A 25,791-nucleotide genomic window follows, 5' to 3' on the forward strand; every position below is an offset into this window, starting at 1 on the left:
AGCAAGAGGCCGTTGCGGTGACGCGCCTCGCCCGGCCGAACCCGGCGACCCGACGGGCCCGGGCTTCTCCTCCGCCGGGGCCGACCCCGTTCGAGGTGTGATCCGGCGGTTTCATAGGGTCGGGGCATGGTGAGCGAATTCAGCGAGGCGTTCCTGCTCGAGGCCGAACGACATGCCGCGTGGGGCGCGGCCCAGCTCGACGCGCTGGGCGCGTTTCTGCCCGAGGGACCGTGGACCGCCGATCTGCCCTCCTGCCTTTACCAGCAGGGGGAGCTGGAGCTGCGGGTGGCGGTGCTGGGCACGTACGACATGGAGCAGCGGTCCTGGATGTGGGGCTGGGCCAATCCTGGTCTGCGGGGCACCGAGGTGGTGGCGCTGACCGGCGCGGTCCGGCGGTACGGGCGGGTGCACGGGATCGCCGAACTGACCGAGGACATCGTGCCGTTGTCCGGGTTCGCCGATCCTCGGCGGGCCGCCGAGATGCTCGCCTTCACCGGGATGGGAGTGGCCGAGGCGCCCGGGTACATCGGCGTTCCGGCGGGACCGGCCACTCAGGTCTACTTCCTGCCCGACGACGCCCGGGTCCCCCGTGCCGGCCTGGACCCGGTCACGCTGCCCCGGACGCTGCTCACCGGAGCGGGGCTGATCGGGTACTCGGCCCGGGAGGTCGTCGGCGGCTACTTCGATCACCATGGTGTGCCCCGGAGCTCCGAGGGCGACCGGATCGTCGCGGACCTGGGCGCCGGCAACACGGTCGAGGTGGGCTTCGACGCGGTGGGGCGGATATCGGGGGTGCAGGTGAAGGTTCTGCCCTGAGCGACCGGGGGCGGTCAGCGCAGGCGCAGTCCGCCCGGATGCTCGCCCTCGATGATCTCGACCAGCCAGTCGAAGACGGTGGGCCCACGTCCGGCGCGGGCCTCCGCCAGTTCCGCGCTCACGGAGGGCCGGTTCGTCGGGTGGCACCGCGCGAGCCGGATCTCGAGCTGCCGGGCCGTCTCGGGGTGGCCGAGGTGACGGCGGGACGCCTCGTGCTCACGCCACTCGATCACGTAGTCGCCGTCCTCCGGCGTGCCGTAGCCGCCTCGGAGGCAGTCGGCGAAGGCGTCGAGGTTGCGGCCGAAATACCCGTCGTCGCCGATGCTCTCCCCGACAACGCGCCAGAAGTCCTCCAGCGTGGTGACCTGCGAGCCGTCCAGTACGTAGGTGATAGTCACGCCCCGGAGACTACGTGCCGTTCGGTGAGCACCCTCGTGGGACGCATCGGGTGCGAACTCTTCGCAGCGACGGGCAAGATGGCCTCATGACCAAAACATCCGGATCGTCGACACAGCGCACCGGCTCGAACTCCTTGCTGTCCCTGTGGTCGCAGGACTCGGTGCTGTCGATCGGCTCCGTGGGATCGGTGTTGTCCATCGGGTCGGTCGGCTCGGCCCTGTCCGTCGGGTCGATCGGGAGCGCGCTGTCCGTGGGGTCGATCGGGTCGGCGCTGTCGCTGGTCTCGTTCGGATCATGGCTGAGCACGGGATCGTGCCTGTCCGCGCAGTCGCAGTGGTCGGTGCTGTCCTGGCGTTCCTCACGCACCTTCCGCTCGGCCGGCGTCCTGGGGGTGGTGGGCGCGGCGGCACTGTTGATGGCTCAGCGGTCGCGGCACGGAGAGCGCACCTGACGGAAGAGTCCACTGCCGAGGGCCTCAGGACGTCAGTTCCGACTGTGCCGCTCCCGTGGAGACGGGATCGTGGCGGATGTACCACTCCGTCGACAGCAGCAGTTCACGGCCGGCCGCCGGGAGGTCGGCGATCAGGCCCGGGGCGGCTCCTCGGGTCACCTCGGTGCGGTGGGCGAGGACGGCGGCGATCTTCTGCTCCAGCCAAGGGCGGACATCGACCGTCGCGGTGACGCGCGCGTCGGGAACGGTGTACATCGCCTTGCCCGTGGGGGCCCAGTGGTCGCCCCACGCCCGCATGGCGGAGTGCGGATGCGTGGCCGTGTACATGGCTCTCGGTTGCCAGGGCTCGCCGGCTTCGGGGTAGAGGCGTTCCAGGCCGGCCGCCTCGAGAGCGAGTGTCGTGACCCGGTGGGTGTGGACATGGTCCGGATGGCCCGTCAGACCGCCGTAGGCATCGTGGGTGATCACGATGTCGGGCCGGAACTCCCGGATGCGCGTGACCAGTTGACCCACCAGGTCGTCGAGCGGCGCATCGCAGAACCGTGGACTGCCCGGGGCCGAGTGAGGAGCACGCGCGTCGGCGTGGCCGAGCATCCGCGGGGCGCCCGCACCGAGGATGCGCAGCGCCTCGGCCAACTCCGCGGCGCGCGGGGTGCCTTCCGCCCAGGTCGCCGTGACGACCCCGGTGCGCGCGCCGGCGGACGCGTGGCGGGCGAGCACTCCGCCCGCCGACAGGGACTCGTCGTCGGGGTGGGCGAAGACGGCGAGCAGGCTCGGCACGGGCACGGGTGATCACCTTCCGGGCGAGTGGTCGGCCGGATCGGGGACGGGGCGACCCGGTTGCGTTGCGTCCGGCGGAGGGGCGGGATGCCGCCGGGCCGGTGCCGGTCACCTGCCAAAGACCCTGCTGCGGCGGTCAGTCGGCGGTCCCCTCGGCGGGCTGCCAGGCACGCGGCCAGTTGCCGGAGGGCGGCGGCGGACCGGCCACCCCCAGCTCGCTGCGGGCGCAGGTGTAGAACGCGTCGCGTTTGCGGCTCAGCCGCTGGGAGTCCCGGGTCCATCCCTGCGCGTCCTGACGCTGCTCCCGCACGTGCAGCTCCAGGGTCCAGACGGCCTCGTGCCACGACCGCGCGGCGGTCACCGTCTCCGCGTCGCCCACCAGCAGGACGGACTCCCACAGTGTGGCCCGGCGCGCTTCTGCCTCGGCCAGCAAGGGCAGCCCTTCCGCGGGCTCCAGCGGGTCGACGACATGCGCGTACCCCAGGGCCGCTCCGATGCGCTGGGTGATCCCGATCTGTTCCTTGAGCGCGTTGCTGTAGCGCGCGTACACGTCGAACTTCTTCTCCTGCCAGCGCTCGGCCTGCGCACGGCGCCACCGTGCCCGTTCGGTCAGGGCCGTGACCGCGTACGACGCCACGGCACCCACCAGCACACCCAACAGCGTGCCCCACTGATCCACCACCGCGCTCCCCCGTTCGCCGGCTGATGCTGAACCTGGTGCGGCGCTCAGTCGCGCTTGCGCGCCACGCCGCCGTAGAAGCCGATCAGTTCGGACCCGGGCGGCGGCGGAGCGTCCGGGCGCCAGAGCGGGGCCTGGGCGAGGCCGGGTTCGACGAGGTCGAAGCCGTCGAAGTAGCGCTCGACCTCGGCGTGGGACCGGAGGTTCAGGCTGGCGGCGGCCTTGTTGTAGACGGCCTGGGCCGCGGTGCGGTCGGCGAAGTCGCCGGTGGCGTGGGACAGGACGAGGTAGCTGCCGGAGGGGAGTGCGTCCCGCAGGGTGGCGATGATCTCCTCGGGCTTGTCCGCGTCGGTCAGGAAGTGGACGATCGCGACGAGCAGCAGGGCGACCGGCTCGTCGAAGTCGATGACCCGGCGGATGTCGGGGTGGTCCACGACGGCTCGCGGGTCCCGGAGGTCGCCGAGCACGATGCTGGTCGTGCCGTCGCCGCTACGCAGGGCGTCGCCGTGTGTCTTGACGATCGGGTCGTTGTCGACATAGGCGACACGGACGTCCGATGCGACCTCGTGGGCGATCTCATGGACGTTCGGCGAGGTGGGGAGGCCGGTGCCGATGTCGAGGATCTGGCGGACGCCGCCCTCGGCGACGACGTGGCGGACGGCGCGCCGCAGAAACCCCCGGTTGGCGCGGAGGCCGATCCGTACCTCGGGTGCGGCGGCGGCGAGTTCGTCGCCGGCTCGCCGGTCGACCTCGTAGTGGTCCTTGCCGCCCAGCAGATAGTCGTAGATCCGGGCAGGGTGCGGTCTGCTGGTGTCGATCACCTCGGCACGCACGCCGTCCGCTGTCACCCTGCGCTCCTCTCGACGCCCGCCACGGCCCGCTCGCCGCCCACGGTGAGGACAGCTTCGCATATCAACTTCCGTGCTCGTGGCCCCAGTTCCGGTCGCCGTGCCGCTACGGGCGCAGCTCGACGGAGATGTGCGGCGACAGTGCGCGAAGGAAGTCGGGCGCGTCGAAGATCTCGCCGGCGGAGGCGACCCCGACCGTCCTGGTCCGGCCGGTGAGGATGCGGTGGACCGCCTCGACCGCGAGCGGTGCGGTGACGGCGTAGATGTCCCGACCCCGGGCCACCGCGCGCCGTTCGGTGCCGCCGGAGCGGACGACGGCGTCGACGAGGAAGGTCTGGTCGGAGCGCCCGTCGTCGGTCACGGTCGGCGCCGGTGTGTCGGAGGCGGCGAGTTCCCTGGCCGCCTCGGTCGCCATGTGGGTGCTCACCTCGGGGATGGACAGATGGCTGGGGATGGTGACGACGTCGGCCATCGTGAACTCCCCCATGACGTCCCGGATGCCCATCGGCTCGGGGAAGTGCCACTTCAGAACCGTCGGCTGGTCGTCGTGGTACGCCAGCCGCCCCTTCGTGTAGCGCACGCGCTGCCCGCCCCGTCGGCCGTGGGAGACCTCGCCCGCGGCCCGGGTGCCGGCGGTGGGATGCCAGCTGCTCAGCCCGTAGGCGATGTGGGCCTCGTCGGCCGTCGTCCAGTCGCCCATCGCGGCCGTGGCCAGGAGGTCGCCGAGACCGCCGTAGAACGCCATCGCGGGGACGATCACGGCTCTCGCCGCCCGGGCGCGGTCCGCGAAGCCGGTGAAGGTGTCGACGTTGGCCTCGATCTCGGCGGCCACGTCCACGTAGGGGATCCCGGCGCGCAGGGCCGCCTCGATCACGGGGGCGGCGGTGGTCGCGAAGGGGCCCGCGCTGTTGATCACGGCGTCCGCGCCGGCCAGGGCGCGGTCGAGGGCGGCGCTGTCGTCGACGGAGGCGGGCCGGACGTCGAGGCCGGGGAAGGAGGCGGCCAGCTGCCGCAGCTTGTCGGCGTCACGGCCGGAGAGCACGGGGACGAATCCGCGCTCCAGCAGGTGTGCGACCACGAAGCGTCCGGTGTGCCCGTACGCGCCGTACACCGTGACCGTCTGTCCCGATCCCATGAGATCTCCCCTGTGTGCGACTGATCAACGGTGTGCGCTGATCGACTGAGACCATCCTGTCGAATTCCTACGCCCATGCGTGAGTGTCTGGAACGACGTGCCCCGTACACTTTCGGACATGGCCTCTCTCGCGCTCGCCGTCACCGACGGAATGCTCCACTTCGAACTGTCCATGGCCTACGAGGTGTTCGAAGCCGCCCCGGTCGGCGTGACCGTCCCCTGGTACGAGGTCACCGTCTGCGGTTCCGCCGCCGTGCGGGTCGGCCGGTTCCGCCTCGAGCCCGATCAGGGGCTCGACGGGCTCCGGCACGCCGACACGGTGATCGTGCCGGGCTGGGCGGACGTCGACGTGGACCCGCCCGCCGAGCTGGTCGACGCGGTGCGCGCGGCCCATGAGGCGGGTGCCCGGGTGGCCTCCCTGTGCACGGGGGCGTTCGTGCTGGCCGCCGCCGGTCTGCTGGACGGGAGGCAGGCGACCACGCACTGGGCGCACACCGACGTGCTGGCCGCCCGGCATCCGCGCGTCGACGTGGATCCGGACGTGCTCTACGTCGACAACGGCAGCGTGCTCACCTCCGCGGGCAAGGCCGCCGCGATGGACCTGTGTCTGCACCTCGTCCGGCAGGACCACGGCTCGGCCGTCGCCAACGCCGTCGCCCGCCGCCTGGTGGTGCCACCGCACCGGGCGGGCGGCCAGGCACAGTTCGTCGCCGCCCCGGTGCCGACCCGCGACGACCATCCGCTCGGCGCGCTGCTCCCCTGGGTCGTCGAGCGGCTCGACCGGCCGCTGACCGTGGAGGATCTGGCCCGTCAGGCCCGGATGAGCTCACGCCACCTGGGCCGCCGGTTCCGGGAGACGACCGGCACCACCCCGCTCCAGTGGCTGCTGACCCAACGCATCCGCCGGGCCCAGGAGTTGCTGGAGGCCACCGACGACAGCGTCGACGCCATCGCGACGGCCACCGGTATGGGCACCGCCACGACCCTGCGCCGCCACTTCAACCGCACGGTCGGTGTGCCCCCGGACAGCTATCGCCGCACTTTCCGCGCACGCTCAATGTGACTCACGGCTGACTTCGGACCCGCTGGAGCCGACGAGGAAGTCGAGGTCGGCCCCGGTGTCGGCCTGCAGGACATGGTCGACGTAGAGCCGCTCCCAGCCGCGTCGGGGTGCGGCGAAGCCGTCGACCGTGGCCTGGTCGGGCTTGCGGTGGGCGAGTTCGTCGTCCGGTACGTCGACGTCGATACGGCGGGCTCCGACATCGAGGGTGATGAAGTCACCCGTGCGCACCAGCCCCAGCGGACCGCCCGCCGCCGCTTCGGGGGCCACGTGCAGGACGACCGTGCCGTACGCCGTGCCGCTCATCCGGCCGTCGCAGACGCGGACCATGTCGCGGACGCCCTGTTCGAGGAGCTTCTTCGGCAGCGGCATGTTGGAGACCTCGGGCATGCCCGGGTAGCCCTTGGGTCCACAGCCGCGCAGGACGAGGACGGAGTCGGCGTCGACGTCCAGGTCGGGGTCGTCGACACGGGCGTGGAAGTCCTCGATGGAGTCGAAGACGACGGCGCGGCCTCGATGGCGCAGCAGGTGCGGAGAGGCGGCGGCCGGTTTGACGAGGGCGCCGTCGGGGGCGAGGTTGCCGCGCAGGACGGCGATACCGCCCTCGGCGACGAGTGGCTCGGCGCGGGGGCGGATGACTTCGGCGTCCCAGACAGGGGCGTCGTCGAGGAAACCGACCAGGGGTTCGCCGGTGACGGTCAACGCGTCGGGATCGAGCAGGTCGCGGACTTCGCGCAGGACGGCGAGAAGTCCCCCGGCGCGGTGGAGATCCTCCATGAGGAAGCGGCCGGCGGGCTGGAGGTCCACCAGGACGGGGACGCGTGAACCGATGCGGTCGAAGTCGTCGAGGGTCAGGGCGATGCCCAACCGGCCCGCGATCGCGAGGAGATGGACGACCGCGTTGGTCGAGCCCCCCACCGCGGCCAGTGCCACGATCGCGTTGTGGAAGGAGCCCTTGGTCAGGAAGGTGCCCGGCCGCCGGTCGGCGGCGACCATGTCCACCGCCAGCCGTCCGGTGTGGTGCGCGGCCTCCAGGAGACGGCTGTCGGGCGCCGGGGTGCCGGCCACGCCGGGCAGTACCGTGCCCAGCGCCTCGGCGACCAGCGCCATCGTCGACGCCGTGCCCATGGTGTTGCAGTGTCCGCGGCTGCGGATCATCGAGGACTCGGAGCGGGTGAACTGCTCCTGGGAGAGCGTGCCCGCCCGGACCTCCTCCGACAGCTGCCACACCCCGGTGCCGCAGCCCAGCAGGCCGCCGCGGAAGGTGCCGTTGAGCATCGGGCCGCCGGGAACCACGACCGCGGGCAGGTCCACCGAGGCGGCGGCCATGAGCAACGAAGGGATCGTCTTGTCGCAGCCGCCCAACAGGACGACGCCGTCCAGGGGGTTGGCCCGCAGCATCTCCTCCGTGGCCATCGCGGCCATGTTGCGCCAGAGCATCGCGGTGGGCCGTACGTTCGTCTCGCCGAGCGACACGACCGGCAGGTCCAGCGGGATGCCGCCCGCCTCGTAGACGCCGTTGCGCACCGAGGCCGCGACCTCGTCGAGGTGTGCGTTGCAGGGGGTCAGGTCCGAGGCGGTGTTGGCGATGGCGATCTGGGGCCGCCCGGTGAACGCGTCGGCGGGCACGCCCCGGCGCATCCACGCCCGGTGGATGTAGCCGTTGCGGTCCTGACCCGCGTACCACTGTGCGCTGCGGAGCCTCACCATGGAGTCCCTTCCAATAGTCGGTACGGCGGTCTACTGTTCGGAACGCGATGAAGCCTACGCAGACGTACCACGGATCGACAGACCTCGGCACGGACGGCGCGACCGACGTCGACGGCGGCCGCCTTGTGGGTTCGGACCGGGTGCTCGCGGTCCTCAAGGAGCTCGCCCGCCATCCCCGCGGCGTGGGGCTGGAGGAGCTGACCCGGGTGATGGGAAGCCCCAAGCCGACCGTGCACCGGGCGCTGGGGGCGCTGCGGCGGGCGGGGCTGGCCGACCAGGACGCGCGCGGCCGTTATGTGCTGGGGGACGAGTTCCTGCGGATGGCGTTCGCCCACCACGAGGCACGGCCCGATCATGTCCGGGTCCGTCCCGTGCTCGACGCGCTGGCGGGCCGGTTCGGTGAGACGGCGCACTACGCGGTGCTCGACGGCCATGAGGTCGTCTACCGCGCCAAGGTCGACCCGCCCACCGGTGCCGTACGGCTCACGTCGACGATCGGCGGGCGCAACCCCGCCCACACCACCGCCGTCGGAAAGCTGCTGCTCGCAAGGGAGTTGACCTCCCTGGAGGAGGTCGAGGCGTGGGTGGGGGACTCGGGCGGCCCGGATCGCCGTACGCCACGGAGTCTGTGCGCGGCGGCCGATCTGCACCGGGAGCTCGCGGCCACGCGGGAGCGCGGGTACGGCGTCGACGACCAGGAGAACGAGACCGGGGTCAACTGCCTTGCCCTGCCGGTCTATCTCACCTCCCCGACGACCCCCTCCGGAGCCGTGAGCATCAGCGCGCTCGCCTACCGGACACCGCTCGCCTCCCTCGTCGACGCCCTCGACGAGATCCGTGCCCTGCTGAACGAGCCGAACGGCTGAAGCCCCCGTCACCGCTGGAGACAGCCCCGTGTACCTCATGCGCATCGGTGCCCCCGGCGCCGAGAAGCCCGTCGCCCGCGTCGACGACGAGACCTACGTCGATCTCTCCGACGTCGTCACCGACTTCGACGAGGCGTTCTTCGGTTCGGGCGGCCTGGACCGCGTCCGTCCCGTCGTGGCCGAGCGGACGGCGGCGGGGCAGGTGTCCCGCTTCGCCGGGGAGCGCGTCGGCGCCCCCTTCGCACGTCCGCACCAGATCCTGTGCATCGGGCTCAACTACCGTGACCACGCCGCCGAGAGCGGCATGGCCGTGCCCGACGAGCCGATCCTGTTCACCAAGTCGCCCAACACCCTGATCGGGCCCCACGACGACGTGCGCATCCCGCGCGGTTCCGCCAAGACCGACTGGGAGGTGGAGCTCGGCATCGTGATCGGCCGGCGCACCAGCTACCTGGACTCGGTGGCGGAAGCCCGCGACGCCATCGCCGGGTATGTGGTCGTCAACGACGTCAGCGAGCGCGGCTTCCAGCTGGAGCGCGGCGGGCAGTGGGCCAAGGGCAAGTCCGCGGAGACCTTCAACCCGGCGGGACCGTGGCTGGCCACGGCCGACGAGATCGACGACGTCCTCGCGCTGGACATGTGGCTCGACGTCAACGGGGTGCGGCGGCAGACCGGCAGCACCAAGACGATGATCTTCGACCCGTACTTCATCGTGCACTACCTCAGCCAGTTCCTCGTCCTGGAACCCGGCGACCTCATCAACACCGGCACCCCGCCCGGCGTCGGCATGGGCCTCACCCCGCCCGTGTATCTCCAGCCGGGTGACGTGATGGAGCTGGGCATCAAGCAGCTCGGCACGCAGCGCCAGCAAGTGCTCGGGCCCCGGTGAACGGCTCTCGATGCGCGCTTTCGTACTGACCGGCCCCGGTACCTACGAGGTCCAGGACCTCCCGGCGCCGGTGGCCGGACCCGGTGAGGTCGTCGTCGACGTCGAGCGGGTCGGCGTGTGCGGCACCGACGTGGAGTTCTTCACCGGCGAGATGGCCTATCTCCATCAGGGACACGCCGCCTACCCGATGCGCCTCGGCCACGAGTGGTCCGGCCGGGTCACGGCGCTCGGCGACGGCGTCGACCCCGGCCGGCTCGGACGACGGGTCATGGGCGACACGATGCTCGGCTGCGGCACCTGCCGTCGCTGTCTGCTGGGCCGCGGGCATGTCTGCGAGAAGCGCCAGGAGGTGGGTATCCGCGGGGCCAGGGCGGGGGCGCTGGCGGAACAACTCGCCGTTCCCGCCTCCTCGTTGCACGACCTGCCGGACTCCGTCGACGCCGTGCTCGGAGCACTCGTGGAGCCGGGCGGGAATGCCCTGCGCGCCGCACGGGCCGCCGCGTCGCGTCCCGGTGACCGGGCCCTGGTGCTGGGCCCGGGGACGATCGGGCTGCTGGTCGCGATGTTCCTGCGGGCCGCCGGTGCCGAGGTGCACCTGATGGGGGTCACCGACAGCTCCCTCGCCTTCGCCCGCGACCTGGGCTTCGCGCACGTATGGACGGAAGGGGACGTGCCGGACCTGCCGTTCGACTCGGTCGTGGACGCCTCGACCGCCCCGCATCTCCCCAACCGCGCCCTGGAGTTGGTCGAGCCGGCGGGCCGTGTCGTGTACATCGGGCTGGCCGGCGAACCCGCCCGTCTCGACCATCGCACGCTCCTCCTCAAGGACGTGACGGCGGTGGGCGTCCTGTCCGCCTCCCCGGGGCTCGACGCGACGATCAAGGCCTACGCCGAGGGGTCGGTGGACCCCAGGCCGCTGGTCGCCGCCACCGTGGGGCTCGACGAGGTCGGACCGGTGCTCGCCGGTGAGCGTCCGGCGGGCGCCGGGCCGGGTCCGAAGATCCACGTCGACCCGCGGCTGCCTCACGTCGCCGCGTCACCAGTGACGCGCAAGGCCTGAACATCCCGTCGTCGTGAGGGGCCGCACCCACCGCGGGTGCGGCCCCTCACCGTGCGCGGCGGACGGTCGACGGAGCCCTTCCGACGCCTTTCGTCAACGGCGCAGTTTCACCTTGCTGAGCGCTGCGACACCGAGGGCCGCGAGCGCGATCTGGATAAGCCATTCGACCCAGTCGACGCCGTCGGTGTCGGCGACGTCCAGGCCCGAGGCGATGCCGCTTCCGATGAACGCGGCGACGATGCCGATCGCGATCGTCCACAGCACACCGATGCGCTGACGGCCAGGAATGACGAGCCGGCCGAGCACACCGATCACTATGCCGATCACGATCGCGCTGATGACACCTGATATCTCCATGAGCGGTATGCCACCCCTCACTCGTTGGTGACATACGAGTGCCCGTTCGACTCGATGCCACGCAGATCCGTTTCATGGCTGCGAAATCGGCTGCGGGCGGGGCCGGTCGAGGCATACCGTCCCGCTGTGCGTTGATCTCCCGGGCGGCGGCCGAGCGCCGCCGCGGACGGTACGGGGCGCCCCCGCTGCGGGGCCGCCTTCACAGCCATGCCGCCGGCCTTCTGGAGATCACCCATGCCCGCTCCGCACCCCCTCACCTACGACTCCTTCGTGAAGCTCGCCCTCACCGACCCCGCCGTCGTCGGCCTCGTCCTCAAGGGCTCCCGCGCCCACGAGGGCATGGTCACCGAGCACTCCGACCACGACCTGTACGTCGTTCTCGCCGACGGCGCGACCACGGATCTCACCCGGTTCCAGGGCTACCGCACCGCCGGGCTCGATCTCGTCGTCATCCCGCTCACCGAGTTCCGCACGGCCGGCATGCCCGGCTTCGAGCGCTACGCCCTCGCCCGCGCGCAGGTCGTGCTCGACCGGCTGGACGGCGGCATCTCCGGGATCCTGGCCGCCAAGGCACTCCTGGACGCCGACGAGGCGTACCGGGACGCCGGCGGTTGGCTCGACGCCTACGCCAACTCCCTCTACCGGTCCCTCAAGAACGCGCGCGACGGCCATGGGCTCGCCGCCCGGCTCGACGCCTCCGACAGCGTGCGGTTCCTGCTGGAACTGCTCTTCGCCCTCGACCGCCGCCCCCGTCCCTACAACAAGTACCTGGAGTGGGAACTCGCCCGCCGTCCGCTGCCCGGCTGGGACACCGGCCCGCTCCTCGACGCCGTGGACCGCGTCGCGCGGACCGGCGACGCGGTCCTGCAACGCCGCCTCTTCGCCCGCGTCGAGGCGGCGGCCCGGCAGGCCGGGCACGGGGCGGTGCTGGACGCCTGGGGAACGGACCTCGGCCTGATGCGCCCGAGGTGACCGGCCGGTCGCCGGCTCACTCGTTGTGCAGCACTTCCGCGATCGTCAGCCGTGCCGCACGGCGGGCCGGGACGAACGCGCCCAGGACCGCGATCGCGAGGCCCGCGAGGGCGAGTCCGGTCAGGGCCGGGGCGTGCCAGACGTCCGTCATGTACGAGGGCAGGGTGATGTCGACCGCGTCCGCCATCCGCGGTACCACCAGGTGGTGGACCACGATGCCGAGCGGGATGCCGAGGAGGGAGCCGAGGGCACCGAGGACCGCCATCGACGTCACCGTCATCACCGTGACCTGGCGTGGCGTCATGCCGATGGACTTGAGCATGCCCAGGTCACGGCGGCGGTCCTGGGTGTTGAGGACGACGGTGTTGAAGACGCCGAGGGACGCGACCACGGCGAGCATCAGGGTGAGTGCCGTCGCGGAGCCGATGATCGTCTGGGTGACGGTGTCGGAGCCCTGCACGGTCGGGCTGAGCCCGGCGTCCGCGGCTCGGGCAGCCCGGGCGTAGGCGGCCGGGTCGGCGCCCTCGCGGAGTGTGACGTGGTACGCGATCGGTTTCTCCTTGGGTGCCGGGGCCGTGAAGGTCGCACGGTCGGCGACGACCAGCCGGGCGTTGCTCTCCATGAACTCCCCGACGACGAGCACCCTTTCGCCCCGGCCGCCCTTCTCCAGTCGCAGCCGGTCGCCGACGCGCAGGGCGTTCTCGCGCAGGAAGGCCGAGCCGGCGACGATCTCGCCCGCGTGCCGCGTCCACCGGCCCGCGGTGAGCACGCTGTCCAGTCGCGGCCGGTCCCCCCGACGGGCTTCGAGCCACACGGTCTCCCCGGAGCCCGCCACGCGGACCTCGACATCAGCCCGGGCCGTGACCTCGCGGGCGTCGGGCAGTGCGCGCAGGAGCGAGTGCAGCTCGGGATCGTCGTGGCGGGGCCGGATCTCCTTGCCGTCCTTGAAGGCGCCGACGTAGACCGTGACCTGGTAGGCGTCCCGGCCCGCGGTCCCGAACCGGTCCATCGTGGTGGCCAGGCCGGTCGCGAACGTCACGGTGGTCACGCCGAGGACGACGGCGGCGAGGGTGAGCGCGCTGCGCCCCGGCCGGGCGAACGGCAGCCCCAGCTCCCTCACGCGTGCTTCCTTCTCCCCGACCAGGCATCATGGCGCCCGGCAGCAAGGAGAAGGGAGCGCGCACGTGGGAGTCCACGTCAGCCTCGTACACGTCACTCAGGTCGGCACCAGCTCCAAGGGGCGCAGCCTTCGCCGCATGGCCACCGTGGGGAGATCCGGCGAGACCTTCGCCGACCTGTGTGCCCGGAGCGGACTTCCCATGCTGAGTCGCGTGGACCCCTACAGGACCCGGATCCTGACCGTGCGGGACATGCCGCAGTTCATCTCCGAGCTCGAAGCGACACGGGCACAGGGTGAGGATCCAGGGGCCGTCGGGCTGCTGAACGACCTGATCGCCCTCGCCCACCGTTGCGCGTCGGAGCCGGATCTGGAGATCCATCTCGACGGCGACTAGGTCTCCCGGGAGGCACTCACGATGTCCGAGCTCGACAGTCAAGTCCCCTACTGGGACGCGGCCGCCGCCACGAAGACGTTCACGCACCCGCTCCATCTGCCCTGGCTGGACGTCCTCGGCGGACAGGCCGCGATCCTCGACTACGGATGCGGGTACGGCCGCGCGATGGCAGAGCTCGAACGGCACGGCTTCGACAACCTCACCGGCGTCGACACCTCGCCGGGAATGCTCGACCGGGCCCGCGACCTGCACCCCGGCATGCGCTTCGCGCTCCTGGACACACCACCGCTCATGCCGTGTCCGGACGCCGCCTTCGACGCGGTCCTGCTCTTCGCCGTGCTGACCTGCGTCCCCGTCGACGACGCCCAGGACCGGTTGGTCGCCGAGCTGCACCGCGTCCTCGCACCCGGCGGGCTCCTCTTCATCAGTGACCTTCTGCTGCAGGAGGACGAGCGCTACCGCGACCGCTACAGCCGCCATGCCACGCGGTACGGAAGCTACGGCGTGTTCGAGGCCGGCGATGGTGCCGTGTGCCGCCATCACTCGCGCGAACGGCTCTGCGCTCTTCTCGCCGGGTTCGAAACCGTCGACACCCGGGTCATTCCCGTGCGGACGATGAACGGGCATACGTCGAAGGGGATCCAGATGCTCGCCCGTAAGTCCTGACGGCCGAGGTCGGCCTGTTCGGGGCATCGGGGAGCGTTCCGGCCGTCAGGAAGAACGTGACGGCGTAGGTGAAGCAACCCGTGCGCGCGGCCTCGTCGAACTGGACCACGAAGCGGTCCGCGTCCGCCGGATCGAGGTGGCCTCGGACCGCGGCCGTGTGCGCCCAGGTGCGCAGGCCCATGACGTGGTCGACCGCCGACGGATCACGGACGACCAGCGTGCGGGCCTCCACCGTGATGTCGTCGAGGCCACGCGCCGCGAGAAGGCCGCCGTGCCGGTGGGCCAGGGTGCCGTTGCGCAGCAGCACGTCGGCGCGGAAGCGCAGCACTCGGCGGGCGAGGTCCTGGTCGTCGATGTCGAGGACCTGGGTGTCGTAGTCGGGGTCCGCCAGCGCGACCCGGCCACCGGGGCGGACCACCCGCAGGAGCTCGTCCAGCACCCGGCCGGGATCGGCGACATGCTGCACGACCCGGTCGGCCCAGGCCCCGTCGAACCGCCCCGCGCCGAACGGCAGCCGGTGGCCGTCCGCGACGCAGGCGTGCGCGAGCCCTCGCGCCCGGGCCTGCGCGACCATCGTCAAGGAGCTGTCGACCGCGACGACTTCGGCCCCCCAACGCGAACACAGCGCCTGCGCGGCATCCCCCGTACCCGCTCCGACCTCCAGGAACACGCCGCCCGCAGCGGGGCGCAGCAACTCCTGCAAGCGCTGCTTGTAGGCGGCGTAGAACGGCTCCGCGGCCACCCGGTCCAGGACTCGCACCCAGTCGCCGGGCCGGGGCTGCGAGTCCACCGACGTGAAGCCATGAGCAACACCGGGATCGTCCATGCGAGCACGCTAATGCCCCGGGCAGTGCCCTCGGAGCGACTCCTGGGAACGCATGGTCCTCGCGGGCCCCAACCGTGACCGCTCGTCAGTCGCCCGTCGTCACCGCCGCGTCGAGGAGGGGGCCGAGTTCCCGGGCCACGGTCGTCAGGGCGCGGACGTCCCGTTCGGCCCGGGCGATGAGGAGGGCCCCTTCCAGGCTGCTGATCATGAGCGTGGCGAGATCCCCGGCCCGTTGCCCGGGCACGCCCATGTCGGAGAGCGCCTGGGCCACCGGTCCGGTCCAGGTGGCGAACGCGGCGGACGCGGCCTGCCGCGTGGACTCGGTGGACTCCGCGCAGTCGATCGTGGCGGCGGCGACGGGACAGCCGCCCGCGAAGCCGTCGGCCGCGTACTCGTCGGTCCACTGCCGCACCATCTCGGCGAACAGTGCGCCGGGCGTGGGCTCGTCCAGGGCGACGAGGAAACGGGCGACGCGTCTGCCCGCGTACCGGCCGGCCCACCCCACCGCCTCGTTGACCAGCTGTTCCTTGCCGCCCGGGAAGTAGTGCTGGAGCGAGCCGCGCGGCGCGCCGGCGTGGGCGGCGACCTCGCGCATACCGGTGGCGGCGACCCCGTCGCGCCGGATGAGCTGGGCCGCGCTGAAGACCATCCGCTCGCGCGGTCCTCGTTCGGACATCGTCGTCGGTCTCCCCTTCGTCGTGCGCTTCGACGCCCACTCTATGACCGCTGTCATAACGACGGCTACTATGACCGCTGTCATAGCTGGATTCAGGGCGGCCCTGCTTCGGTGGGGGCCGGGAAAGGCGGCGCCTCATGCACGTCGGATTCGTCGGCCTCGGGCTCATGGGGCAGCCCATGGCGCTCAACCTCGTCCGCGCCGGGACTCCGCTCGTCGTCTGGAACCGCACGCCCGGGCGTTGCGCACCCCTGCGCGCCGCGGGAGCGGAGGTCGCGGCGAGCGCGGCCGAGCTCTTCGACCGGGCGGAGACCGTGATCCTCATGCTGGCCGACGAGGCCGCCATGGACGCGGTCCTGGGGCGCGGCACCCCGGACTTCGCCACGCGCGTCGCCGGACACACCGTGGTCCACATGGGCACCACCTCGGCCGACTACTCGAGCGGCCTGGAGGACGACGTCCGGGCCGCGGGCGGCCGCTATGTCGAGGCGCCGGTCTCCGGTTCCCGTGCCCCGGCCGAGCAGGGCGAGCTGGTCGGGATGCTGGCCGGTGACGACGACGCCGTGGCGGCCGTACGTCCCCTGCTGGCGCCCGTCTGCCGGGAGATGTTCGAGTGCGGTGCCGTACCGGGCGCGCTGCTGATGAAGTTCTCGGTGAACCTGTTCCTGATCACCCTGGTCACCGGGCTGACCGAGGCGTTCCACTTCGCCGACCGGCACGGACTCGACCAGCGTCTGCTCCGGGACGTCCTGGACGCGGGCCCGATGGCCAGCGCCGTCTCCCGCATGAAGGCACCCAAGCTGCTGGCCCGCGACTTCGCCGCCCAGGCGGCCGCCGCGGACGTGCTGAAGAACAACCTGCTGATCGCGGAGTCGGCCCGCAAGGCCGACATCGCCTCCCCGCTCCTCGACGTCTGCCACACCCTCTTCGGCGAGACGGTCGACCAGGGCCATGGCGGGAAGGACATGGTGGCCGTGCTGCACGCGCTCGAGACGCGCACCGCCCAGGGTGTCCCATGGAACCGGAAGGCCGGGCAGAAGCGTTGTGATGAGGGAGTGGAGGGCGGGCCCTGACTCTCCGCCGGAGCGAATGAGGACGATCCATGAGTGACAAGGCCCGGATCCTGTTCGAAGCCCTCGACCTCGACCAGAACGGGACCCTGACCCGGCAGGAGATCATCATCGCCCTGCGGTCGAAGGGGCCGACGCTCGCCGCGTCGGGAGCCCTGCCGCTCTGGGCCTTGGGAGACGCCGACGCCTCCTCCGCGCTGTTCCACGCCGCAGACCAGAACGGCGACGCCGTGCTGACGCTGGAGGAGTTCGCGGCCGTGGTGGACCGTCGTTTCGGCTGGCGCTGACCTCGTCCTACGAAGCCGTGTGCGGCTTCACCAGGCCGCTCTGATAGGCGATGACGACGAGTTGCGCGCGGTCGCGGGCATCCAGTTTGGTCATGGCCCGCTGGATGTGGCTGCGTACGGTCAGCGGGCTCAGCACGAGCCGTTCGGCGATCTCGGCATTGGATCTGCCGTAGGCGGCCAGGGCCGTGACCTCGCGTTCGCGGTCGGTCAGGGCTTTGACGGCGTCGGGGAGGGCGAGGAAGCCGTCGGTGTCGGGGGTGGCCAGGAAGCGGGTGACGAGGGCCCGGGTGGCGGCGGGCGACAGAAGGGCGTCACCGGCCGCCACGGTACGGATGCTCGACAGCAGGTCCTCGGGGCGTACCCCCTTGCCCAGGAAGCCGCTCGCGCCGGCGCGCAGGGCCTTGGCCACGTTCTCGTCGTTCTCGAACGTGGTGAGGACGAGGATGTGGGTGCCCGACAGCTCGGGCCGGGAGCAGATGGCGGCGGTGGCCGCCACCCCGTCGAGGTTGGGCATACGGATGTCCATGACGACCACGTCGGGCCGGTGCTCGGCGGTGAGGTCGACGGCTTCCTGACCGTCGGCGGCCTCCGCGACCACGGTCAGGTCCTCGACCGAGTCGATGAGGATGCGGAAGGTGGCCCGGAGCAGGGCCTGGTCGTCGGCGAGCAGGACTCGGATGGTCATGTGGCGGGGCTCTCGTCGTGGCTGTGCGGCGGCGGGGCGTCGTGCGGGTCCGGTGGCGGGGCACCGTGGTGGTGGAGCGGCAGGGTGCAGGCGACCTCGAAGCCGCCGTGCGGACGCCGGCCGGCGTGGAAGGTGCCGCCCGCGGCCGCGGCGCGCTCGCGCATACCGAGCAGGCCGAAGCCGCCCCCGGTGGTGCCGGGGGCCACGGGGCGGTCCGGGGTGGTGTCGTTGGTGACGGTCAGGGTCAAGTAGTGGGGTGTGTAGGCGAGTCGGACCTGAGCGGTGCGGGTGGCGGCGTGCTTGGTGACGTTGGTGAGCGCTTCCTGGACGATCCGGTAGGCCGTCAGGTCGAGTACGGGTGGCAGTGGTCGCCGCTGTCCCTCGACGGTGACCGTCACCTCCAGGCCGACCATCGAGCAGGCGTCGACCAGGTCGGGCAGCCGGTCCAGTCCCGGTGCGGGAGTCAGGTCGGAGGTGTCGTTGTCCTGGCGCAACAGCCCTACCGCGGCCTTGAGTTCGCGCAGCGCGGCCGCGGTGGTCTCCGGCAGTCTCGCGAGGATGTCGAGGGCCTGCTCCGGGTGCGTGCGCGCGAGGTGCGCCGCGGTGCCGGCCTGGGCGTCGGCCAGGGTCAGGTGGTGGGCGACCACGTCGTGCAACTCCCGTGCGATGCGCATGCGTTCCTGGATCACGCGGTGCCGTGCCTCCTCCTCACGCTCGCGGACGGCGTGCTCGGCGCGGGCCACCGCGTACTGCCGGCGCACCCGGACATAGGCGCCGAGGGCCGCCGACAGCAGCACCATGGCCACCGGGTTGACGGTCCCGAGGATCGGTGAGTCGCGAAACGACGGAACGAACAGACCGGTCAGGACCAGACCCGCGGCAGCCGCGAGCGCGCTGTTCCAACTGGTACGACGCGGCGTCCGCACGCTGGTGGAGTACTGCGCGACCAGGAGCGGGACCATCACTCCGGCCGTCAGGAGGTATCCCACGGCCCCCAGGGCGATGGTGCACAGCGTCGTCGCGGCGAGTACCACCAGGGGGCGCTCGCGGCGCCAGGGCAGTGCGGCGCAGCCCACCGCGGCGAGCGCGATGCCGGACCACAGGTGGGGTGTCCCGGGCATCACCGCCCGGGTGACGAGGACAGCGGCGACGGTGAGCGCGAACAGCAGGACCAGTGTGGTGGCCTCGACCGCTTGGGGACGGGTCGCCGCCCGCCGCTGCCAGCTGTTGCTCATCGCGCTCCGAGAAAGGTTCGAGGACAGTCATGCTCACACACCACGGACCGCGATGCCGTCTCGCAGAAGGGCGCCGCGGTCCGTCGCAGGAGATTCAGATCCGGGCCGGTTCCTGCGGCACCGCCTCGCCGACCTCGTGCGTCTTCGGCGTGCCGAGTCCGGCGCCCTCCACGTCGACACGGGGCAGCAGCCGGTCGAGCCGGGCCGGCAGCCACCACGCCTTGTCGCCGAGCAGGGCGAGGACCGCGGGCACGATCGCCATGCGGACGACGAACGCGTCGAACAGCACCGCGACGGCGAGCCCGAAGCCCATGGTCTTGATCATCGACTCCTGGGCGCCGATGAAGCCGGAGAACACCGCGATCATGATGACCGCCGCGGCGGCGACCACCCGGGCACTGTGCCGGAAGCCCGTCACGATCGCCTGGGCGGGCCGGTCCCCGTGGACGTACGCCTCCCGCATCCGTGAGACGAGGAAGACCTCGTAGTCCATCGCCAGGCCGAACACGATGCCCACCAGGAAGATCGGCATCAGGCTCATGATCGGACCTGACTGCTCCACCCCGAGCAGTTCCGCGCCCCAGCCCCACTGGAAGACCGCCACGACGGCGCCGAGCGCGGCCAGCACCGACAGCAGGAACCCGAGTGCGGCCTTGACGGGCACGAGCACGGAGCGGAAGACGACCAGCAGCAGGATCAGCGCCAGCACGATGATGACGGCCAGATAGGGCACGAGCGCGTCCTGAAGGGCCTGGGCGACGTCGATGTTCATCGCGGTGTTGCCGGTCACCTCGAACGTCGCCCCCGTCTCCCGCTCCAGGTCCGGGCGCTCGGAGCGGATCGACTGGACGAGGTCCTTGGTCTTCTCGTCGTTCGGACCGGTGGCCGGCACCGCGGAGAGGAGGGCGGCGTCTCCCGCCTGGTTGAACTGCGCGGGAGTGACGGACACGACTCCGCTGGTCGCGCCGATCTTCTCGGCGATGTCGCTCACGGCGGCCTTGGGTTCGGCGGCCCCCTTGACGTCCACCACGATCGTCAGCGGCCCGTTGAAGCCGGCGCCGAAACCGTCCGCGAGCGCGTCGTAGGCACGCCGTTCCGTCGAGGAGACGGGCTTGGACTCGTCCCCCGGCATGCCCAGTTCCAGCTGTGCGGCGGGCAGCGCCAGCACACCCAGACCGGCGACGCAGGTCACCAGCACGGCCACGGGGCGGCGCAGCACGAACCGTGCCCACCGGGATCCGCCGTTGCCCTCCGTCGACGGAGCCGGGGCGCCGTTCTTGCGGGTACGGCGGGGCAGTACGGCGTCGGGCCACATGCCCAGCAGCGCGGGGACCAGGGTGAGCGCGATCAGCACGGCGACGACCACCGCGCCCGCGGCGCACAGCCCCATCTTGGCCAGCATGGGCACGCCGATGACGGTCAGTCCGGCCAGGGCGATGACGACCGTGAGACCGGCGAACACCACGGCGGAGCCGGCCGTGCCGACGGCGAGGCCGGTCGCCTCACGCGCGTCGTGTCCGTTGGCGCGCTCCTCCCGGTAGCGGGAGACCACGAAGAGGGCGTAGTCGATGCCGACCGCCAGGCCGAGCATCGTGGCGAGCGTCCCGGTGGTCATGGAGAGGCCGAAGACGCTGCCCAGGGCCATGATGGCGGCCATGCTGACGCCCACGCCGATGATGGCGGTGAGCAGCGGAAGGCCGGCCGCCGCGAGGGAGCCGAAGGTGATCAGCAGGACGACCGCGGCGAGGGCGATGCCGATGGCCTCGGAGGCGCCGCCCGCCGCGGGCTGGGTGGCGAGTGCGGTGCCTCCGGCCTCGACCGTGAGGCCGGAGTGGCGGGCCTCGTCGATGGCCTTCTCCAGCGTGGCCTTGTCGGCGTCGGTGAGGTCGGCGGCCTTCACCTTGTACTCCACCGTGGCGTAGGCGGTGGAGCCGTCCTTGCTCACCGCGCCCACCGTGAACGGGCTGGTGGCGCCGGCGACCCGGGGCTCGTCGGCGGCCTCGGCGACGAGCGACTCGATGGCGGCGCGGTGGCCGGCCGCCGTCACCTTCTCCCCGTCGGGGGCGGTGAACACGATCCGCGCGTCGGCCCCATTGGCGTCCCCGCCGGGGAAACGCTCCCCGATCAGGTCGAAGGCCTTCTGCGCCTCGATGCCCGGCATGAAGGAGGTGCCGTCGTCGGAGGCGGCGGGCGCCTTGGCGGCGCCCAGGCCGACGGCGCCGAGGACCACGGCCCACAACAGCGCCACGAGCAGGCGCCGCCGGAAGGCGGCCCGGCCCATCCGATACAGGAAGGTAGCCACGAGAAACGGATCTCCAGGTCTGGGTTCGGGTAGATCACCAGCCTGGCCTGACAGGGGGCACCGACACATCGTGCCGGTGCTGGCACTCCCCGTTGGTGGCCCTGCACGAGACGGGGCGCTCGTCTCCTCCTCAAGGACGAGCGCCGACTGCTGCGTGCGGAGGACGCGGGGCCGGGGATGCCGGACCGCGACCGTGGTCAGCGCGACGGCGCACCCACAGCGAGGAGCCCCCGGTACCCGGGCCTCGCCCTAGGGTGGTGGACCCGGGCCGTAGGCCCACCACGACCCGTGCCCGCACGAGAACTCACGGAAGAACACGCCATGCTCCCGATGGACCAGCTCCGGGCACGCCTGCGGGAACACGACGACCCCGGTCACCTGGAACGCCCCGCGGACTTCGACCGGGCCACTTCACGGCACTGTTTCGCCCGGCTGCTGAGCGCCCTCGAGGAACGCTTCGGGCCGTCCTGCTCAAGCGGCCTGGGTCAGGACAGCAGCTTCTACGGTGTCATCGATGTCCCGGCGGGCGCGACAGGCGTCGACCGGCCCATGGGTGTCGCGATGAGCAACTTCGGCACCTACTTCGTCACCGCGTTCATGAGGGTTGATGAGGGCTCTCCCGGTAGAGAGGCATGCCCGCCCGAGGAGTTCGTGACGTGGCTCGACGGCGTATGTACGGCCATGGGGTGCACCTTCATCCCGACCGGGCTGCTTCGTGAACCGTATGAGGGGCCGTCGGTCCTGGCGGCGGCAGGAGACCTGGAACTGGCGGCGGTGCTCGTGGCCGCCGGCCTGGCCGAGGCCGAGGACGACGACGAGGAGCTGGGCACGTCGGACTGGCACGACCGGTACTTCGACCACATGTGAGGCATCTGCGGCCCCGTCGGTCGCGCGTCTTCGCCTCGCCCGTCCCGAACAGGCAAAGGGAGATGTCCGCCCCGGGGAAGCACCGCTCCCGAGCGGTGGTCTTCACTGTCGGCCACCCGCCTCGGCGCAAGGGGGCCGATCATGGCCGAAGCAATCCGGCGGACAGGGGCGGACACCGTCGCGTCCAGCGCCGGGCGGCCCTCCGCCGACCGACCGAAGCGGACCGGATCACCCCGACCTCTACTCGGGCAGCCGCTCCAGCGCCGCCGAGATCCCGGACCGCTCCACCACCTCCATCAGCGCCTGTCCGATCACGGAGACGGGCTCGCGGGCCGGGAGCACCAGGCCGATCTGTTCGGAGCGGACGGGCCGGACCAGCGGGACGGCGCGCATGCCCGCGGGGACGCCGAAGACATGGAGCCAGGCATACGGGACGATGCTCGCCCACTGTCCGGCCCTGACCTGGGCGAACAGGGAGGCGATCGAGTCGGTCTCCACGCGCGGGGTGACGGAGACCCCGACGGTCGCGAACACCGCGTCGAGGATCTGGCGGCCCTGCATCATCGGGTCGAGCAGGCACAGGGGGTACTGAGCCGCCTCCTCCCAGGAGATGTCCACGGGGCCGGTGTCCGGGGCGCTCCGCTGGGTCAACAGGACGTGGCGTTCCCGGTACAGCGGGACGAACTTGAAGTCGTGGTCCGCGACCGAGCTCTGGTAGGTCACGGCGGCGTCGAGTTCGAATGCGCGAAGCCGGTTCACGATGTCCTCGGCCCGCAGGTCGGCGAAGACCTGGACGGTCGCCAGCGGGTTGGCGGCGCAGAACGGCTGGGTCAGCAGCCCCACCGCCGTGGAGGCCGTGGGCACGGTCCCGATCCGCAGGCGGCCGCTGAGCCCGGCCCGCAGTGCCTGGATCTCGTTCTCCATGGCGTCCCGGTCGGCGAGGATCCGCTGGGCCCACAGGACGACCCGCTCGCCCTCCGGGGTGAGCCCGTCGAACCGGCGCCCCCGCTGGACCAGGGGGATGCCGAGCTCCTCCTCCAGCTTCCGGATGCCCTCGGACAGGGCCGGCTGGGAGACATAGCAGGCCTGCGCCGCCTTGGCGAAGTGGCGGACCCGGGCGAGGGCGACGAGGTACTCGAGTTGACGGAGCAGCACCCCTCAATGATCCACCGCGTGCGCGGGATCCGGGGCCGACGGCTGTGCGGGTGTCATCGGTGCGGCCTATCACGCGATAACAACTACCGCTTTGACCTGGACGGATGCGCTGACGAAGAGTGAGGGGAGAACAGCTGGGAGAGGGCGTGGTGCTCGATGCGGGACATCGGCGAACCGGATGAGAGCGAGCTGTCGGTGACGGCTCCCAAGACGTGGGCCGCGGGCACTCCGGGCGTCGTGCACGCCCTTCAGTACGCGCTGGGCCAGACCTCGCCGAAACGCACCGCGCTCACCCTGCTCAACCTCAACCAGGCGAAGGGCATCGACTGCCCGGGCTGTGCCTGGCCGGAGCCCGCGCCGGGGCAGCGGCACCTCAACGAGTACTGCGAGAACGGCGCCAAGCACATCAGTGACGAGGCCACGTCCCGGCGGGTGACCGCCGAGTTCTTCCAGCGGTACTCCGTAGCCGAGCTGAGCCGTAAGTCGGACTACTGGCTCAACCAGCAGGGGCGGCTGACCGAGCCGATGGTGCTGCGCGAGGGCGCGGACCACTACGAGCCCATCGGCTGGGACGAGGCACTGGAGCTGCTCGCCCGCGAGCTGCGCGCCCTGGACCACCCGGACGAGGCGCTGTTCTACACGTCGGGGCGGCTGGCCAACGAGCCGGCGTTCCTGCTCCAGCTGTTCGCCCGGGCCTTCGGCACCAACAACCTGCCGGACTGCTCCAACATGTGCCACGAGTCCAGCGGCTCGGCGCTGAACGAGACCCTGGGCATCGGCAAGGGCAGCGTCACACTCGACGACCTGTACAACGCAGACCTCGTCTTCGTCGTGGGACAGAACCCCGGCACCAACCATCCGCGGATGCTGTCCGCGCTGGAGGAGACCAAGCGCCGCGGTGGCAGTGTCGTCGCCGTCAATCCACTGCCCGAGGCCGGGCTCATGCGCTTCAAGAACCCCCAGAAGGCGCGCGGCGTCATCGGCCGGGGCACCGCCCTCGCCGACCAGTTCCTGCAGATCCGTCCCGGTGGCGACCTGGCCCTCTTCCAGGCGCTCAACCTGATGCTCATCGAGGCCGAGGACAAGGAGCCGGGCACCGTCCTGGACCGGGAGTTCATCGACGCGCACACCACCGGCTACGAGGCCTTCGCCGAGCATCTGCGCGCCACGACGTCGTGGGACGAGGTCCTGGAGGCCACGGGGCTGAGCCAGGACGAGATCGAGCAGGTGCACGCACGGGTCCTGGAGAGCCGTGGGGTCATCGTCTGCTGGGCCATGGGCCTGACGCAGCACAAGCACGGTGTGCCCACCATCAGGGAGGTCGTCAACTTCCTTCTGCTGCGCGGCAACATCGGGCGTGCCGGCGCGGGGGTGTGCCCGGTCCGCGGGCACAGCAACGTGCAGGGCGACCGCACGATGGGCATCTGGGAGCGCATGCCCCAGTCGTTCCTGGACCGGCTGGGCGACGAGTTCCGCTTCACCGCGCCGACGGCGCACGGTCTGGACTCCGTCGACTCCATCCGGGCCATGCTCGACGGACGGGCCAAGGTCTTCCTCGGTGTCGCGGGCAACTTCGTGCGGGCCACGCCCGACAGCGACGTCACCGAGCGCGCCATGCGCAACTGCCGTCTGACCGCGCACATCTCGACGAAGCTCAACCGCTCCCACACGGTGTGCGGGCGCACGGCGCTCATCCTGCCCACGCTCGGCCGCAGCGACCGGGACGTCCAGGCGGGCGGGGAGCAGTTCATGACGGTCGAGGACTCCATGAGCGAGGTCCACGCCACCCGCGGCCGGCTCGCCCCCGCGTCCGCGCGGCTGCTGAGCGAGGTCTCCATCATCAGCCGCCTCGCCCGCAAGGTCCTGGGCTCCGCACCGGAGATCCCCTGGGAGGACTTCGAGGCCGACTACGGTCTCGTCCGCGACCGCATCTCCCGAGTCGTCGAAGGCTTCGAGGACTTCGACGAGCGGGTACGGCGCCCCGGCGGTTTCCGGCTGCCCAACCCGGTCAACGACAAGGTGTTCCGGACACCCAGCGGGAAGGCCGTCTTCAGCGTCAACGACTTCACGATGCTCCGGGCCCCGCAGGGCCATCTGATCCTGCAGACCCTGCGCTCGCACGACCAGTGGAACACCGTGCCCTACGCGATGGACGACCGCTACCGGGGCATCAAGGGCGGCCGCCGCGTCGTCCTCGTGAACTCCGCAGACCTCGCCGACCTCGACATCCCGGACGGCAGCCTCGTCGATCTGGTCGGCGTCTGGTCCGACGGCTCGGAGCGCCGCGCGGACGCCTTCCGTGTCGTCGCCTACCCCACTCCCCCGGGTTCGGCCGCCGCGTACTACCCGGAGACCAATGTGCTGGTGCCGCTCGACAGCGTCGCGGACATCAGCAACACGCCCACGTCGAAGAGCGTGATCGTCCGCCTGGAACGACGGCGGGCTTCGGCGTCGTAGCCTCGGGTCGTGTTGCCTCTACGACGGTG

The 25,791-nt window shown here is 71.5% G+C and carries 27 protein-coding genes; 13 read left to right on the top strand and 14 right to left on the bottom strand.

All coding sequences use genetic code 11. The features are described 5' to 3' along the window. The first annotated feature begins 126 nt into the window (after positions 1-126). Complete coding sequence (locus ACIOHP_RS34825; protein WP_401893661.1) at positions 127-816, top strand: DUF6882 domain-containing protein; 690 nt, start codon at positions 127-129, stop codon at positions 814-816. A gap of 14 nt (positions 817-830) precedes the next feature. On the opposite strand, the gene ACIOHP_RS34830 is transcribed toward ACIOHP_RS34825, so the two are convergent. After that, positions 831-1,214, bottom strand: coding sequence for a barstar family protein (locus tag ACIOHP_RS34830; RefSeq protein WP_401893663.1), 384 nt, complete (start codon positions 1,212-1,214; stop codon positions 831-833). 86 nt (positions 1,215-1,300) lie between these two features. Between ACIOHP_RS34830 and ACIOHP_RS34835 the strand changes: the two genes are divergently transcribed. After that, entirely contained in the window at positions 1,301-1,666 is a 366-nt protein-coding gene (locus ACIOHP_RS34835) for a hypothetical protein (protein ID WP_401893665.1), read from the top strand. Positions 1,667-1,690: 24 nt separating this feature from the next. Here the strand turns inward: ACIOHP_RS34835 and ACIOHP_RS34840 are convergent, their stop codons facing one another. The 4 genes from ACIOHP_RS34840 to ACIOHP_RS34855 form a co-directional block, all read right to left on the bottom strand. Further along, entirely contained in the window at positions 1,691-2,452 is a 762-nt protein-coding gene (locus tag ACIOHP_RS34840; protein WP_401893666.1) for a PIG-L family deacetylase, read from the bottom strand. A gap of 130 nt (positions 2,453-2,582) precedes the next feature. Further along, complete coding sequence (locus tag ACIOHP_RS34845; RefSeq protein WP_401893668.1) at positions 2,583-3,125, bottom strand: hypothetical protein; 543 nt, start codon at positions 3,123-3,125, stop codon at positions 2,583-2,585. 47 nt (positions 3,126-3,172) lie between these two features. Continuing rightward, positions 3,173-3,973, bottom strand: coding sequence for an SAM-dependent methyltransferase (locus ACIOHP_RS34850; protein ID WP_401893670.1), 801 nt, complete (start codon positions 3,971-3,973; stop codon positions 3,173-3,175). A gap of 106 nt (positions 3,974-4,079) precedes the next feature. Further along, positions 4,080-5,108, bottom strand: coding sequence for a saccharopine dehydrogenase family protein (locus ACIOHP_RS34855; RefSeq protein ID WP_401893672.1), 1,029 nt, complete (start codon positions 5,106-5,108; stop codon positions 4,080-4,082). A 118-nt stretch (positions 5,109-5,226) separates the two neighbouring features. On the opposite strand from ACIOHP_RS34855, the gene ACIOHP_RS34860 reads away from it, so the two are divergent. Then, positions 5,227-6,171, top strand: coding sequence for a helix-turn-helix domain-containing protein (locus ACIOHP_RS34860; protein ID WP_401893673.1), 945 nt, complete (start codon positions 5,227-5,229; stop codon positions 6,169-6,171). Here ACIOHP_RS34860 and ACIOHP_RS34865 read toward each other — a convergent pair. Next, complete coding sequence (locus tag ACIOHP_RS34865) at positions 6,163-7,878, bottom strand: IlvD/Edd family dehydratase (RefSeq protein ID WP_401893675.1); 1,716 nt, start codon at positions 7,876-7,878, stop codon at positions 6,163-6,165. The two genes, ACIOHP_RS34860 and ACIOHP_RS34865, sit on opposite strands and share 9 nt — an antisense overlap. A 47-nt stretch (positions 7,879-7,925) precedes the next feature. Between ACIOHP_RS34865 and ACIOHP_RS34870 the strand changes: the two genes are divergently transcribed. From ACIOHP_RS34870 to ACIOHP_RS34880, 3 genes are read left to right on the top strand one after another with little or no spacing between them, the layout of a single operon-like run. Next, positions 7,926-8,744: an IclR family transcriptional regulator gene (locus ACIOHP_RS34870; protein ID WP_401893677.1), complete on the top strand. Its 819-nt coding sequence runs from the start codon at positions 7,926-7,928 to the stop codon at positions 8,742-8,744. A 28-nt stretch (positions 8,745-8,772) separates the two neighbouring features. Then, the gene (locus ACIOHP_RS34875; RefSeq protein ID WP_401893679.1) at positions 8,773-9,633 is read left to right on the top strand and encodes a fumarylacetoacetate hydrolase family protein; all 861 of its coding nucleotides are present in this window, start codon (positions 8,773-8,775) and stop codon (positions 9,631-9,633) included. A 10-nt stretch (positions 9,634-9,643) separates the two neighbouring features. Continuing rightward, positions 9,644-10,693: a zinc-binding dehydrogenase gene (locus ACIOHP_RS34880; RefSeq protein ID WP_401893680.1), complete on the top strand. Its 1,050-nt coding sequence runs from the start codon at positions 9,644-9,646 to the stop codon at positions 10,691-10,693. A gap of 93 nt (positions 10,694-10,786) precedes the next feature. Here ACIOHP_RS34880 and ACIOHP_RS34885 read toward each other — a convergent pair whose 3' ends face one another. Further along, positions 10,787-11,050 (bottom strand): GlsB/YeaQ/YmgE family stress response membrane protein, encoded by a 264-nt coding sequence (locus ACIOHP_RS34885; RefSeq protein WP_361492750.1) that lies wholly within the window; start codon positions 11,048-11,050, stop codon positions 10,787-10,789. Between the two features lie 234 nt (positions 11,051-11,284). Between ACIOHP_RS34885 and ACIOHP_RS34890 the strand changes: the two genes are divergently transcribed. Continuing rightward, positions 11,285-12,022 (top strand): hypothetical protein, encoded by a 738-nt coding sequence (locus ACIOHP_RS34890; protein WP_401893682.1) that lies wholly within the window; start codon positions 11,285-11,287, stop codon positions 12,020-12,022. Positions 12,023-12,038: 16 nt separating this feature from the next. On the opposite strand, the gene ACIOHP_RS34895 is transcribed toward ACIOHP_RS34890, so the two are convergent. Further along, positions 12,039-13,142: an ABC transporter permease gene (locus tag ACIOHP_RS34895; protein ID WP_401893684.1), complete on the bottom strand. Its 1,104-nt coding sequence runs from the start codon at positions 13,140-13,142 to the stop codon at positions 12,039-12,041. A gap of 64 nt (positions 13,143-13,206) precedes the next feature. On the opposite strand from ACIOHP_RS34895, the gene ACIOHP_RS34900 reads away from it, so the two are divergent. Continuing rightward, positions 13,207-13,536 carry a hypothetical protein gene (locus ACIOHP_RS34900; protein WP_401893685.1) on the top strand — a complete coding sequence of 110 codons (330 nt, stop codon included), beginning with the start codon at positions 13,207-13,209 and terminating at the stop codon, positions 13,534-13,536. A gap of 21 nt (positions 13,537-13,557) precedes the next feature. After that, entirely contained in the window at positions 13,558-14,202 is a 645-nt protein-coding gene (locus tag ACIOHP_RS34905) for a class I SAM-dependent methyltransferase (RefSeq protein ID WP_401893687.1), read from the top strand. Here ACIOHP_RS34905 and ACIOHP_RS34910 read toward each other — a convergent pair. Then, positions 14,135-15,028 (bottom strand): methyltransferase domain-containing protein, encoded by an 894-nt coding sequence (locus ACIOHP_RS34910; protein WP_401893689.1) that lies wholly within the window; start codon positions 15,026-15,028, stop codon positions 14,135-14,137. The two genes, ACIOHP_RS34905 and ACIOHP_RS34910, sit on opposite strands and share 68 nt — an antisense overlap. Positions 15,029-15,113: 85 nt before the next feature. Further along, positions 15,114-15,704, bottom strand: a complete 591-nt coding sequence (locus ACIOHP_RS34915; protein ID WP_401893690.1) for a TetR/AcrR family transcriptional regulator — start codon at positions 15,702-15,704, stop codon at positions 15,114-15,116. Positions 15,705-15,841: 137 nt separating this feature from the next. Here ACIOHP_RS34915 and ACIOHP_RS34920 point away from each other — a divergent pair, with 137 nt between their 5' ends. Together ACIOHP_RS34920 and ACIOHP_RS34925 are read left to right on the top strand one after the other, a co-directional pair. Further along, positions 15,842-16,777 (top strand): NAD(P)-dependent oxidoreductase, encoded by a 936-nt coding sequence (locus tag ACIOHP_RS34920; protein WP_401893692.1) that lies wholly within the window; start codon positions 15,842-15,844, stop codon positions 16,775-16,777. Positions 16,778-16,806: 29 nt separating this feature from the next. Then, the gene (locus ACIOHP_RS34925) at positions 16,807-17,061 is read left to right on the top strand and encodes an EF-hand domain-containing protein (protein ID WP_401893694.1); all 255 of its coding nucleotides are present in this window, start codon (positions 16,807-16,809) and stop codon (positions 17,059-17,061) included. Between the two features lie 7 nt (positions 17,062-17,068). Here ACIOHP_RS34925 and ACIOHP_RS34930 read toward each other — a convergent pair whose 3' ends face one another. The 3 genes from ACIOHP_RS34930 to ACIOHP_RS34940 all read right to left on the bottom strand — a co-directional run bounded on the left by ACIOHP_RS34930 (position 17,069) and on the right by ACIOHP_RS34940 (position 21,283). Beyond that, the gene (locus tag ACIOHP_RS34930) at positions 17,069-17,746 is read right to left on the bottom strand and encodes a response regulator transcription factor (protein ID WP_361555358.1); all 678 of its coding nucleotides are present in this window, start codon (positions 17,744-17,746) and stop codon (positions 17,069-17,071) included. Further along, entirely contained in the window at positions 17,743-18,981 is a 1,239-nt protein-coding gene (locus tag ACIOHP_RS34935) for a sensor histidine kinase (RefSeq protein ID WP_401893696.1), read from the bottom strand. Before ACIOHP_RS34935 ends, ACIOHP_RS34930 begins: the two co-directional genes overlap by 4 nt. 94 nt (positions 18,982-19,075) lie before the next feature. Beyond that, positions 19,076-21,283 carry an MMPL family transporter gene (locus ACIOHP_RS34940; protein WP_401893697.1) on the bottom strand — a complete coding sequence of 736 codons (2,208 nt, stop codon included), beginning with the start codon at positions 21,281-21,283 and terminating at the stop codon, positions 19,076-19,078. 321 nt (positions 21,284-21,604) lie between these two features. On the opposite strand from ACIOHP_RS34940, the gene ACIOHP_RS34945 reads away from it, so the two are divergent. Beyond that, a complete protein-coding gene (locus tag ACIOHP_RS34945) occupies positions 21,605-22,150 on the top strand; it encodes a hypothetical protein (protein WP_401893698.1) in 546 nt (181 codons plus the stop codon). 240 nt (positions 22,151-22,390) lie between these two features. Here ACIOHP_RS34945 and ACIOHP_RS34950 read toward each other — a convergent pair whose 3' ends face one another. Further along, the gene (locus ACIOHP_RS34950; RefSeq protein WP_401893700.1) at positions 22,391-23,305 is read right to left on the bottom strand and encodes a LysR family transcriptional regulator; all 915 of its coding nucleotides are present in this window, start codon (positions 23,303-23,305) and stop codon (positions 22,391-22,393) included. A 156-nt stretch (positions 23,306-23,461) separates the two neighbouring features. Between ACIOHP_RS34950 and ACIOHP_RS34955 the strand changes: the two genes are divergently transcribed. Further along, complete coding sequence (locus tag ACIOHP_RS34955; RefSeq protein WP_401893702.1) at positions 23,462-25,762, top strand: FdhF/YdeP family oxidoreductase; 2,301 nt, start codon at positions 23,462-23,464, stop codon at positions 25,760-25,762. The last annotated feature ends 29 nt before the right edge of the window (positions 25,763-25,791 follow it).

The organism is Streptomyces sp. NPDC087859 (genome assembly GCF_044742595.1).
Lineage (GTDB): Bacteria > Actinomycetota > Actinomycetes > Streptomycetales > Streptomycetaceae > Streptomyces > Streptomyces canus_F.